The following is a 12427-nucleotide window of genomic DNA, read 5'->3' as shown; positions in this document are numbered from 1 at the left end:
ATTAATGCAACGCTTGGAGCAGCTCTCCTGCACCTAACTCAAGTAGTTGTTGTGCCAAAGCTTCGCCTAACTGCTCGGCTTCTACCACTGGTCCACGTAATTCAGCGACCAATAAAGTTACACCATCGACACTGCCGACACGCCCTTCAATATGCAACTGGTCTGCATGTAAAGTGGCATAACCTGCAATTGGCACCTGACAACCACCTTCCAAATAAGCATTAAAGGCACGTTCAGCACGAACACACGCCGAAGTTTCGATATGCAACAAAGGTTGGATTAAATCTAAAACCTGTTGATCATGTTCTCGACATTCCAACCCCAATGCTCCTTGTCCAACTGCTGGCAAACTAACGCTAGCTGGCAAGCTATGACGAATGCGTTCTGAAAGCCCTAAACGCTTAAGTCCTGCACTGGCTAGAATGATGGCATCATATAAACCTGCATCTAATTTCGATAGGCGGGTTCCGACGTTACCGCGTAAATCAATAATTTCAAGATCTGGGCGCTGCTTTAAAATTTGGCATTTACGGCGCAAGCTTGATGTTCCTACTTTAGCACCCTGTGGCAAATCGTTAAAATTTGCATAGTGGTTTGAAACAAAAGCATCAAATGGATCTTCACGCTCACAAATCACTGCCAAGCTTAAACCTTCTGGAAGTGCCATAGGGACATCCTTCATAGAATGTACCGCCAAATCAGCTCGACCATCCAACAGTGCAGCTTCCAACTCCTTCACAAACAAGCCTTTCCCGCCAATTTTCGCCAACGGCGTATCTAAAATTTTATCGCCTTGAGTGACAAACGTAACCAACTCCACCTTCAAATCAGCATTGCGTTCTTCCAAACAGGAACGAATAAATTCTGCCTGCCATAAAGCAAGGGGACTTTGGCGTGTTGCAATCTTCAAAGTTTTCATAAATTTTAGATACATTGAATAAGGTCAGTTATTCTAAACTTAACTGGCTGACTTTAAAATACAAGCAGAATTACCAGCTCACTGCATGAAATCATCCATTTGGCTTCAAAGTTTATGAATTCGTTCGCGTAAATTTGGTAAATGACGTCGACTCACAGATAAACGCTCGTCCAATTCACGGCAACGCACTTGGTATTGTCCAGAGTTAATCACTTCTAGTCCTTCAAGATAATGCACCGAAACCAAAGCATTGCGATGAATACGAATAAACTGTTCACCAAATTCCAGCTCTAAGTCCTTCAGAGTCTCATCAATCAGTACACTGCCATTTTTATGACGTACCGTGACATATTTTTGATCCGCTAAAAAATAAAAAATATTTTCTATGGGAACCAGTTCTACCCCACGATAGGTCTTCGCCGCAATTTGATGGCGTTGTGCTTGATTATCCATATCTTCTTTTTGTTTTAGGTTACTCATTTGCGCTTGCGTGAGTTTGGTCAGTTGGTCTAAAACCTGTTGCAATTCCTGTTGCATAATCGGTTTTAGCAAATAGCCCTCGGCATGCGATTTAAACGCATCCAAGGCGTGTTGGTCGTAAGCCGTACAAAATACGATGGCTGGTGATGGCTCCATCTGACGCAAATATTGCGCACAGGTTAAACCATCCATTTCTGGCATTTGTATATCTAAAAGCACCACATCGGGTTGATAAAATTGCACCATTTCAATTGCTTGCTGACCATAAGCCGCTGTTGCAATAACCTGATGCCCCATTTGCGTGACTAATCTGGATAAACGCTCTACTGCAAGTGGCTCATCATCACAAATCAGGATGTCCATTATTTCTCCTTCGTTCAGTTAACGTGGATTATTTTTATAAGTTAACCGCCACTGTTTTATTTATACGGGTATTGCACCACAGTGGTATACATCCCATCCCCTGCAAAAGTTCGGAAGATGACTGCGCGCCCATAATACGCCATGAGACGCTGTTTTACATTATCAATGGCAATACCATGTCCTTGTCGTAAATTTATTTTATCCTGTGTGTACGGGTTTGTAATGACGATATTGACTTGATTTTGTGTAATTTCGACCAATACACTCACTATACTGGTTGATAACGTCCTCTCAACCCCATGAAAAATACTATTTTCTAGCAAAGGTTGCAAAGTGAGCAACGGGATTTGGACCTGTGAAAATAATTCAGGATGCACAAATTTCCACTCGACCTGTAATCGATTTCCTAGGCGAATCTGCTCAATCGCTAAATAGCGTTGGCACAATTCAATTTCATCTTGCAACTTCACCAGCTTTAATTCTTGGAAACTGGCACGAAATAAACGCGATAAATCTAACAGCATTTGCTCGGCTTTATCAGGATCAACAACAATTAAACTGATGGCGCTATTTAAGCTATTGAATAAAAAATGCGGATGAATTCGGGCTTGCATCGCCTGAATACGTGCATGCAGTTCACTATGTTGCTGTCGCATCCATTGTTCTCGGATATACAGATATCGAAAGCAAAATGCTCCCAGCAATCCCCCATAACTCAAATGCAGCACCACACCGTGTAATGCTGTCGAAAGATCCAAACCTTTAAAGCTAAAGTTTTGCCCAAAAAAAACAAAAATATTGAGAATCAAGCTGGTACAAAAAATGGTGCTTTGTAAGATCACAAACCCCAACAGCAACATTGAAACCAAACCCCAATGTTCTAGGCGCGGCTGTAGACGCTCAACAATTGCCGTAAAGCACAGCAACACCCAATTGATATACAGCATAAACAACAGCACTTGGGTTCCACTCAAGGCTTGCCATGAATGAGCTTCGGCCAAAGCCAACAAAATAGCTAAAATATTGCCTGCAATACACAGCTCGACTAAATTTTGCCAGCGTCCCGCCGTACTAAAAAAATAAGAATAGGATGCTGGGGCTTCGGCAACTGCTTTTGAATTTGCTATACTCTGTTTAATTTGCCGATTTTTTATTTTACTGAGCCGACATGACCACATCTTCTAATTCCTCTAATCCGTCACAAGCCCAGACTTCTGGCATGTGGGGCGGTCGTTTTACTGAAGCGACTGACGCGTTTGTTGCAGAATTTACCGCATCTGTGCAATTTGACCAACGCTTTTATAAACAAGATATTGCAGGCTCAATTGCCCATGCAACTATGTTAGCAAAAGTTGGGGTACTAACTGAATCTGAACGCGATGCCATTACCGAAGGTCTCCGTACCATTCAGGCCGAAATTGAAGCTGGTCAATTTGAATGGCGTATCGACTTAGAAGATGTGCATATGAACATTGAGTCGCGTTTGACACAACGTATTGGTATTGCAGGTAAAAAACTACATACAGGTCGTAGCCGTAATGACCAAGTTGCCACCGATATTCGTCTTTATGTGCGTGATGAAATTGATGCCATTTTAGAACTCTTGGCTAAACTGCAAAAAGGCATTCTGTCTTTAGCCGTAAAAAATACGGGCACAATTATGCCGGGCTTTACCCATCTACAAACGGCTCAACCCGTGACTTTTGGGCATCACTTATTGGCATGGTTTGAAATGTTGGTGCGTGACTCTGAGCGTTTAATTGACTGCCGTAAACGTGTGAATCGTATGCCGTTGGGTTCGGCTGCACTTGCAGGAACAACTTACCCAATCGACCGTGCTTATACGGCTGAATTACTTGGTTTTGAAGCTGTTTCTGAAAACTCACTTGATGCCGTCTCGGATCGTGATTTCGGAATTGAATTCAACGCTGCAGCATCACTGATTATGATGCACTTATCTCGTATGTCAGAAGAATTGATTTTATGGACTTCTGCTCAGTTCAAATTCGTCAACATTCCTGACCGCTTCTGTACAGGCTCTTCCATTATGCCGCAGAAGAAAAACCCAGATGTGCCTGAATTGGTTCGTGGCAAAACAGGTCGTGTGTATGGCGACTTAATGAGCTTGCTGACCCTCATGAAAGGTCAACCTTTGGCATATAACAAAGACAATCAGGAAGATAAAGAACCTTTATTTGACGCGATTGATACCGTACGTGGTTCACTCATGGCATTTGCTGACATGATTCCTGCATTGGTTCCAAACATTGAGATTATGCGTGAAGCAGCTCTTCGCGGTTTCTCAACTGCGACTGACTTAGCAGACTACCTTGTGAAAAATGGCGTGGCATTCCGTGATGCGCACGAAATTGTCGGTAAAGCCGTTGCACTAGGGGTACAAGAAGGAAAAGATTTATCTGAATTGACACTTGAGCAACTTCAACAGTTCTCCGACCTCATTCAAGCCGATGTTTTTGAAAAAGCACTCACTTTAGAAGCATCAGTGAATGCACGTAACCACATTGGTGGTACCGCACCCGCGCAAGTCGAAGCTGCGATTGCTCGCGCCCATGTTCGTTTAGAAAAACTTTACGCTTAAGAAGGTTCACCATGTCTCGACAAATATTCTGCCGTAAGTATCAAAAAGAGATGGAAGGCTTAGACTTTGCGCCATTTCCTGGTGTCAAAGGCGAAGAGTTCTTCAACAATATTTCTAAACAAGCATGGCAAGAATGGTTAAAACACCAAACAACGCTAATCAATGAAAAGCGTTTAAATGTGTTTGAACCTGAAGCCAAGAAGTTTTTAGAAGAACAGCGTGAGAAGTTTTTTAGCAATGACAGCAGTATTGAAACTGCCGAAGGCTGGAAACCAGAAGCTTAAGCATTTTGAACCTTTAAAAATGAAAAGACCAGCCAATTGAGCTGGTCTTTTTACCTTATATCATTGAATTTTATCAGACTCTTCAATATTAAAATTAAGCTTTGGGATGGCTTATTTGATTTCAAGGTTTGAGATATAAAAAACTACATATTCATAAATAAGGCTACATTTGCACACAATATCCTACATGAGTCATGTGCAGCATCTCACTATAATGACAATTATAGAGATGGAGACATCTCTGAATATTAAAATAATATCCCCCTATTTATTTTATTCCCAGATTTCCCCCAAAATCTGGGATTTTTTTTAACTTGCTCTGCAACTTCGGTCACCCTGAATACAATAAAAAAGACTTATGTAGGTTCTACATAAGTCTTTAGCAACTCGCGACTAAACGATTGAATTACTTTAATATGAAGTAAAACTTAACGCTCTTGAACTTTTTCTTCAATTTCAGCCACACTGGTGTGCCGAACATCTAAACCTTTGACCATATAAATTACTTGCTCAGAAATATTGCGGGCATGATCACCAATACGCTCTAAAGAACGCAAAACCCACATCACGTTAATCACACGAGAAATATGACGTGGATCTTCAATCATATAAGTCATTAAGGTACGCGTTGCCGACTGGTATTCACGGTCAATATCTGCATCCGCCAACATAACTCGTAACGCCTGATCCACATCTAAACGTGCAAAGGCATCCAAGGCATCATGAATCATGACACGGACTTGATTGCCGATATGACGGGTTTCCATATAACCGCGCGGTGAACCGCCTTCTTCACAAAGGCTCTGTGCAATGCGGGCGATTTTTGCCGCTTCATCCCCAATACGTTCTAAATCGGTATTGGCTTTACTCATGGCAATCACCATACGTAAATCAATCGCTGCTGGATGACGACGCGCTAAAATTAACGTCAGGGCTTCATCAATTTCACGCTCATAACGATTGACGGTATTGTCTTGATATTGCACATCAATGGCTAAGTTCGCATCTGTATCAAGTAAAGCGTGGATTGCATTTGCCACTTGTTGTTCAACCAAGCCACCCATGGTCATAAACTTGGTATTTACAGCCTGCAAATCTTCATTAAATTGTGAAGAAATATGATGGTTTAAAACAGGGTTACTTGGACTCAAAATCAACACTCCACAACAGCGGTTAAAGACAAACGCTTTCGCTCAATATTAAAGCATACCTATTATGAACATTTCATGACAACAGAAAATCAACACCAGTGTTTCTCATTATTTTTCGACCAACCAGACATTCATTTGCTGTAACGCTTGTTCATTCAATTGTCCAACGGCTGCTTTTAATCGCAACACATTCAACACATAGTCATATTTAGCATTTACATAGTCTTGTTTGGTTGAAAATGCATTGCGCTGTGCCAGCAACACGTCGACCATGGTTTTTAAACCTTCCTGATATTGTGCCTGAGAGGCCTCTGACACCACTTGGGAAGATTGCATAGCGGCTTGCCGTGCTTCGAGTTTGGCTTGATCGGTTTCCACCTGATAATACGCTTTCTTCACCTCAGTTTGCGCTTTACGAATGGCAGCATCTAATTGTGCTTCAGATTTACGCACATTCACCGCTGCTTTTTGAATAGAACGCTGTGTTCGTCCACCCGTAAAGGCATTCCAGTTCATTTCAATGCCAATCTGGTCAAATTGACCGTCATTTGACAGCACACTTGAAGGCTGATGCTGATTATAACCATAGGTCCCGACAGCTTCGAGCTGCGGATAGCGTGCAGCTTTTTCCACTCGTTTTTGATCTTCGGCATAGCGTTGTTGTAAGCGTGCTTGCTGTATTTCTAAATTATGGTTGCGGGCCAAATCTCCCCATGCGGCAAGTTGAGCAGGCTGGGGTTTTTGATAGATAAAATCATCCCGAATAACCGCAAGCTTGTCTCGATAAGGACCGATCAATTGTTGTAACTGTTCTTGTGCCAATAACAATTGCACTTGGGTTGCAATACGGTTTGCTCGTGCATTCTGATACTGTGCTTGCGCTTCACTGACATCACTTTTAGCCACCAAACCTTCACGCAACTTGGCATTCATCATATTCAATTGCTGCAACAGAGCTTGTTCTTCTTGTAAATATGCTTGCGTTAAACTTTGCTGACGCAACACATCAAAATAACTTTCTGCCACCGTTAAAATATGCTGTTGTTGCTGTAATTTTAAGGTGACTTCACTTAAATTGACCGACGTCTCGACCTGTTTAAAACCTTCCCATGCATCCCAACGAAACAAAGGCTGTCGGGCAGTAACGGCAACCTGATGAGTGGTGGTGGCCGAAGGAATCTCTAAGGAAGATTGCGATGTATCAACATTCTGCTGTGATTTTCGGGTACTACTGGCCGAAATCGTGATCGTCGGTAATAAATTGCCTTTGGCAATGCCTAAATTGAGCTGATCTGCTTCGTATTGCAGCTTATTTGCTTGCCAATTTGGATCGGTCTGTTGCGCCCTTGTATAGGCTTGTACCAAATCCAAAGCATGTGCTTTCGCCATGCAGAAGCTTAAAGACAAACCGAGCAACCAAAGTTTCTTCATTCTTATCCCTGATTCAAACCGTTTCACATTGTATGTACAGTCATAAGACCCTACAAACTCTGCTAAATTAACGTGATCAATGCAATTTTGCACGGGTTTTAACCGTAATCATCGGCTAAAACAGCTCTGGCTTAGTAACCAAACTCCCTCACAATAGTACAAACCTAAAGCAATATTTCGGCTTAAAATAAGACTTTCTCCCTGCTTATCTTTTAGATTTACATTCTAAGAGCTGTGAAATTCAAGTTTATGCTTTTATTCAAACCCTGTTTTGCTTTGTTGTGTAGCATCTTGCTTTTGGGTTGCCAGCAACCAGAATCTCAAGTTGCTCAAGAACAACCGCCCAAGCAACAACAAGAAATTGCCGTTGATTTAACTGAAATGTGCAAAAACTTGAAAAAAAGTATGTTAGAAATTAATAATCAAAGGACTACTTTTGCCCTCGAAGAAATTAATCAAGATTTAAAAGTCTGCCTCCCCCTTTTGAAACTGCGTGAACAAAAAGAGTTGATGGAGCTTTCTGGCACCATGTACGACAACTTTTTGCAAGTGGAACGCACTCCCCAACAGCAATTGGCTTTTGAGCAATATGCGTTTGATATGGCACAACACCCAACCATTCAACAAAGTCATTTTGAACAATTCTCTTTGCGTGACCAATATCTGATAAAGCATCAAGGACAGGCCTATATTGAATTAATGGACCAAGGCGAAGGAATGCTCGCTTACCGTCGTAGCCCGCAATATTTAGCGATTGTCTTTGCACCATATATGCCCGAAGCAGAAAAAGCCTTTATGACTGAACTGGCACAACAAAATACACAAGTACCTTTTCTTGATGGCGCACTTACTATTGACCCTCAAGAAATCGTTATCCGCGCCTTATTCTGGGAAAATTATCTACAACAATATCCACGCAGTAGCTATCGACATGACGCAGAATATCTCTTACAGATGTACACGCATTTCTTATTTAAAGGCATGAATAACTCTCCCGTCTCAGAAAGTTATAACGATCAAAATGCCATTAACAGTAGCAGTCTCTTTGAGATTAAAAAACTGGCGAAACTCAAACACTCCCATCTGTCTTGGCAAGCACAACGCTTCCTGCAATTTTTAGAATTATCAGAACAACAACGCAACGCCCAAATGCCTGTGCAACTGAGCCCGCAGCAAAAACAATCTGGGCAAAGCAATTTACAGACGTTAAAACAATTGGATCAATTTTTAGATCTACCTGAGCTGAATACACGTTCGCCTCGTGACTGTTTCAGGGATGCCATTTGTCTAGCACCAGCAAAATAATCTGCACTATTTTTCATTCTTTTTCATACAAGCCACGCCAATAATAAGTCCTTTTTCTTGCTGACGAATGTCATGAAATATACATGGGCATTTCCCAGATTGCATGCTACCATTTGTCCTAGCTTGACGGAGCGCGAGTAATCCCTCGCTGAGATTGTGTAGTTCTAAACATGAGCACAAGTACCGTTGAACCTGATCAGGTTAACACCTGCGTAGGAATCAAGCGCTCCCTAAAACTGTCGCCCTCCGTCTATCTGGTGAATTTACTACTAGAATTTAAACCAGAAGACCAGCCAAGTTTTGGTCGTGCTTGATTCGTTGATGTCATTCATAAGGATCATGCTATGAACCAATTAACGAATCTTTCCCCTGCTGAAGTTTCAGCTCAACATGAGCAAGACGCAAAAGATTTAACTCGAATTTTACCTGCTTCAAACAAAGTCTATATTGAAGGCTCACGCCCTGATATTCGTGTGCCCTTCCGTGAAATCAGCCTAACCGATACCCCAACGGGTTTAGGTGGTGAACACAATCTGCCTTTACGCGTGTATGACACCTCTGGCGTCTATACCGACCCGAATGTTTCAATTGATCTGAATAAAGGTCTCCCTTGGGTACGTCAAACTTGGATTGAAGAACGTGACGATACGGAAGCTCTTACCAGTCTGACTTCAAAATTTGGTCAAGAACGCCTAAAAGATATTCGTACAGCCGATATCCGTTTTGCCCATATTCAAAACCCACGTCGTGCCAAAACAGGCAAAAATGTCACGCAAATGCATTATGCCAAGCAAGGCATCATTACGCCCGAAATGGAATATATTGCAATTCGTGAAAATCAGCGCCAACGTGAAGGCGTGGATATGCGTCAACATGCAGGACAAAACTTCGGGGCACAAAATCTACGTGAAATTACCCCAGAATTTGTCCGTCAAGAAATTGCAGCGGGTCGTGCCATTATTCCGGCCAATATTAACCATCCTGAAATTGAACCCATGATTATTGGACGTAATTTCTTGGTGAAAATTAATGCCAATATTGGGAACTCGGCACTAGGTTCTAGCATTGATGAAGAAGTGGCAAAAATGACCTGGGCAACCCGTTGGGGTGCCGATACCATCATGGACTTATCCACAGGTAAAAACATTCATGAAACCCGTGAATGGATTATCCGTAATTCACCTGTTCCTATCGGTACGGTTCCAATCTATCAAGCACTGGAAAAAGTCGACGGTGTTGCCGAAGATTTAACTTGGGAAATCTTTAAAGACACCCTGATTGAACAAGCAGAACAAGGGGTAGACTATTTCACCATTCATGCGGGTGTGTTACTGCGCTATGTGCCAATGACCGCCAATCGTTTAACGGGCATTGTGTCACGTGGCGGTTCAATTATGGCGCAGTGGTGCTTGGCCCATCATCAAGAAAATTTCTTGTACACGCATTTCGATGAAATCTGCGAAATCATGAAAGCCTATGACGTTTCATTCAGTTTAGGCGATGGCTTACGTCCAGGTTGCGTACAAGATGCCAATGACGAAGCACAGTTCAGTGAACTGAAAACCCTAGGTGAATTGACGCATCGCGCATGGGAACATGATGTACAGGTGATGATTGAAGGTCCAGGACATGTGCCAATGCACATGATTAAAGAAAATATGGATCTGCAATTAGAAGTCTGTAAAGAAGCACCGTTCTATACGCTTGGCCCACTCACGACTGATATTGCCCCGGGTTACGACCATATTACCTCTGCAATTGGTGCGGCCATGATTGGTTGGTACGGCACCGCCATGTTGTGCTATGTCACACCGAAAGAACATCTAGGCTTACCCAATAAGAAAGATGTTAAAGATGGCATTATCACCTATAAGATTGCGGCACATGCTGCGGATTTGGCCAAAGGTCACCCTGGTGCCCAAGCCCGTGACAATGCTTTGTCTAAAGCACGTTTTGAATTCCGTTGGGAAGATCAATTCAACTTGGCTTTAGACCCAGATACTGCGCGCAGCATGCACGATGAAACCATGCCAAAAGAAGCGCATAAATCTGCCCATTTCTGCTCGATGTGTGGACCAAAATTCTGCTCCATGAAAATCACCCAGAATGTGCGAGATTATGCGCAAAATCAAAAAAATGCCTCAGTAGCAGAAACAGTTGATTCAGAAGTAGAATCTGGTCTGCAAGCCATGAAAAATGCCTACCACGAACATGGTCAAAAATTGTACCACAAAGTGTAATTAGCTAAAAAAATATTGGTGTTCAGAAAAAACTCCGTTAGGATGAAATAGTCATTTTCATCCTGACCGAGCTTTATGAATATTATTAAACGAGCAACGTATAATAGCGACGAAGTAGACATTCTTTCTCGAGAATATTTATTTCGCGGCTTTATTCAGGTTGAAAAAGTCAGTCTCAAACATCGTTTATTTCAACAAAGCCAATACACCTCTGTTATTCATCGGGAATTAATTCAACGTCCTGAAGCTGCAGGGGTTTTAATTTATAATGATCATCAACAAAAATTCGCTTTAATTGAACAGTTTCGTATTGGTGCAATGGATGACCAAGATTCACCATGGCAACTTGAAATTATTGCCGGTGTACTCGATGGCGATGAATCGCCTGAAAGCTGTATACGACGTGAAAGCCTTGAAGAATCAGGCTGTGAGTTGCAACAGTTACAGCACCTATTCAGTTTTTATCCTTCTGCTGGAGCATGCGCCGAACTTTTTCATCTATATAGTGCAGAAGCAGAACTCCCTGAGCAAGGCGGAATATTCGGAGTTGCTGACGAAGGCGAGAATATTCAATTACATATTCTTAATTATGCTGATATACGTAGTCTACTGACCAATGGTCGGCTCAGAAATTCACCTGTCATTATGGCATTGCAATGGTTAGAACAACACATTAAAACTATAAGGAATGTCTAAGGGGAAGGACATGACTTTAAAACAACCACATGATCAACAGCAAAGCTGGACCATCATACAAATTTCAGATACACATTTAATGAATCAGGATGATTTAGAATTTGTGCATATGAATCCTGAGCAAAGTTTTCATCGTGTGATAGCTCAAATTCAACATGAATATCCACACGCACACGCGCTGATTCATACAGGTGATTTGGCGCAGATTCCTGTGTCTGAAACCTATCAACGCTATCTCGACTTTATGCAAACCACGGGGTTACAATACTACCAAGTGCCCGGCAACCATGATAGTGAGGAATTCTTTCCATTTCATGACCAACAAAACAAAGTCCATGCTATTCCTATAGGAAATTGGTGTTTGGTGCTGCTCAATAGTGCCGTCAAAGGAAAAATTGATGGCTGGATTGATACCGAACAACTCAAACAACTGGATCAAATTCTCAGTCTTCATGCTGAGCAATCCATTTTAATTGCCTGCCATCACCATCCTTTTGAAATGCAGTCCCGTTGGATAGATCAACATATTCTGAAAAACACCGAGCACCTGACCGACATTTTGGCTAAGCACTCGAATGTCAAATTGGTATTATGTGGTCATGTGCATCAAGCTTCGGAAAATCAATGGCATGGCATCCACTTTTTATCTACTCCTTCTACCTGTGTACAATTTAAACCCCATAGTGATGATTTTGCGCTCGACGATGAAGCCCCCGGCTATCGCGTCGTACAATTAAAAGCCAATGGCCAGTTTACAACTCAAGTGCATCGTACGCAGCCTATACAGAAAAAAATAAATATTGAAATTACAGGCTACTAACTTTTCATTTCATTTTATTTCCATTATGTTATGGCTGCTAAATAAAAGGTGATAGCTTAAATCGAAACATCAAAGACTATCCAGAATTGAAAAAAGTCTATATGATGACGGCCCCTGTGGAACAATCTCCGCAAGGGCG

General features: G+C 42.0%; 11 protein-coding genes and 1 riboswitch. Of the genes, 6 read left to right on the top strand and 5 right to left on the bottom strand.

Going from position 1 to position 12427, the window contains the following annotated elements:
* Window position 1 precedes the first annotated feature (1 nt).
* From hemC to E0H94_RS00325, 3 genes are all read right to left on the bottom strand, one after another.
* Complete coding sequence (hemC, locus tag E0H94_RS00335) at window positions 2-919, bottom strand: hydroxymethylbilane synthase (protein ID WP_131324568.1); 918 nt, start codon at window positions 917-919, stop codon at window positions 2-4.
* A 105-nt stretch (window positions 920-1024) separates the two neighbouring features.
* Window positions 1025-1762 carry a LytR/AlgR family response regulator transcription factor gene (locus E0H94_RS00330; RefSeq protein ID WP_131324567.1) on the bottom strand — a complete coding sequence of 246 codons (738 nt, stop codon included), beginning with the start codon at window positions 1760-1762 and terminating at the stop codon, window positions 1025-1027.
* Between the two features lie 56 nt (window positions 1763-1818).
* Window positions 1819-2940 (bottom strand): sensor histidine kinase, encoded by a 1122-nt coding sequence (locus tag E0H94_RS00325; RefSeq protein ID WP_131324566.1) that lies wholly within the window; start codon window positions 2938-2940, stop codon window positions 1819-1821.
* Between E0H94_RS00325 and argH the strand changes: the two genes are divergently transcribed.
* Window positions 2931-4361, top strand: a complete 1431-nt coding sequence (gene argH, locus E0H94_RS00320) for an argininosuccinate lyase (RefSeq protein WP_171462028.1) — start codon at window positions 2931-2933, stop codon at window positions 4359-4361. The genes E0H94_RS00325 and argH overlap by 10 nt on opposite strands.
* A gap of 11 nt (window positions 4362-4372) precedes the next feature.
* Window positions 4373-4645 carry an oxidative damage protection protein gene (locus E0H94_RS00315; protein WP_131265331.1) on the top strand — a complete coding sequence of 91 codons (273 nt, stop codon included), beginning with the start codon at window positions 4373-4375 and terminating at the stop codon, window positions 4643-4645.
* A gap of 428 nt (window positions 4646-5073) precedes the next feature.
* Here E0H94_RS00315 and phoU read toward each other — a convergent pair whose 3' ends face one another.
* Both phoU and E0H94_RS00305 read right to left on the bottom strand, forming a co-directional pair.
* Window positions 5074-5796, bottom strand: coding sequence for a phosphate signaling complex protein PhoU (phoU, locus tag E0H94_RS00310; RefSeq protein ID WP_016168465.1), 723 nt, complete (start codon window positions 5794-5796; stop codon window positions 5074-5076).
* A 108-nt stretch (window positions 5797-5904) separates the two neighbouring features.
* Window positions 5905-7227 (bottom strand): TolC family outer membrane protein, encoded by a 1323-nt coding sequence (locus E0H94_RS00305; protein WP_131324565.1) that lies wholly within the window; start codon window positions 7225-7227, stop codon window positions 5905-5907.
* A 249-nt stretch (window positions 7228-7476) separates the two neighbouring features.
* On the opposite strand from E0H94_RS00305, the gene E0H94_RS00300 reads away from it, so the two are divergent.
* The 4 genes from E0H94_RS00300 to cpdA all read left to right on the top strand — a co-directional run bounded on the left by E0H94_RS00300 (window position 7477) and on the right by cpdA (window position 12288).
* The gene (locus E0H94_RS00300; protein WP_171462027.1) at window positions 7477-8532 is read left to right on the top strand and encodes a hypothetical protein; all 1056 of its coding nucleotides are present in this window, start codon (window positions 7477-7479) and stop codon (window positions 8530-8532) included.
* A gap of 117 nt (window positions 8533-8649) precedes the next feature.
* A riboswitch (TPP riboswitch) is annotated at window positions 8650-8768 on the top strand.
* Between the two features lie 108 nt (window positions 8769-8876).
* Window positions 8877-10772: a phosphomethylpyrimidine synthase ThiC gene (gene thiC, locus E0H94_RS00295; protein WP_131324564.1), complete on the top strand. Its 1896-nt coding sequence runs from the start codon at window positions 8877-8879 to the stop codon at window positions 10770-10772.
* Between the two features lie 75 nt (window positions 10773-10847).
* Window positions 10848-11468: an NUDIX domain-containing protein gene (locus tag E0H94_RS00290; RefSeq protein WP_131324563.1), complete on the top strand. Its 621-nt coding sequence runs from the start codon at window positions 10848-10850 to the stop codon at window positions 11466-11468.
* Window positions 11469-11478: 10 nt separating this feature from the next.
* Entirely contained in the window at window positions 11479-12288 is an 810-nt protein-coding gene (gene cpdA, locus E0H94_RS00285; protein ID WP_131324562.1) for a 3',5'-cyclic-AMP phosphodiesterase, read from the top strand.
* Window positions 12289-12427: the final 139 nt, after the last annotated feature.

It is taken from the genome of Acinetobacter sp. ANC 4173 (assembly GCF_004331255.1).
Taxonomy (GTDB): domain Bacteria; phylum Pseudomonadota; class Gammaproteobacteria; order Pseudomonadales; family Moraxellaceae; genus Acinetobacter.
This window is presented reverse-complemented; position numbering and strand designations above follow the sequence as displayed.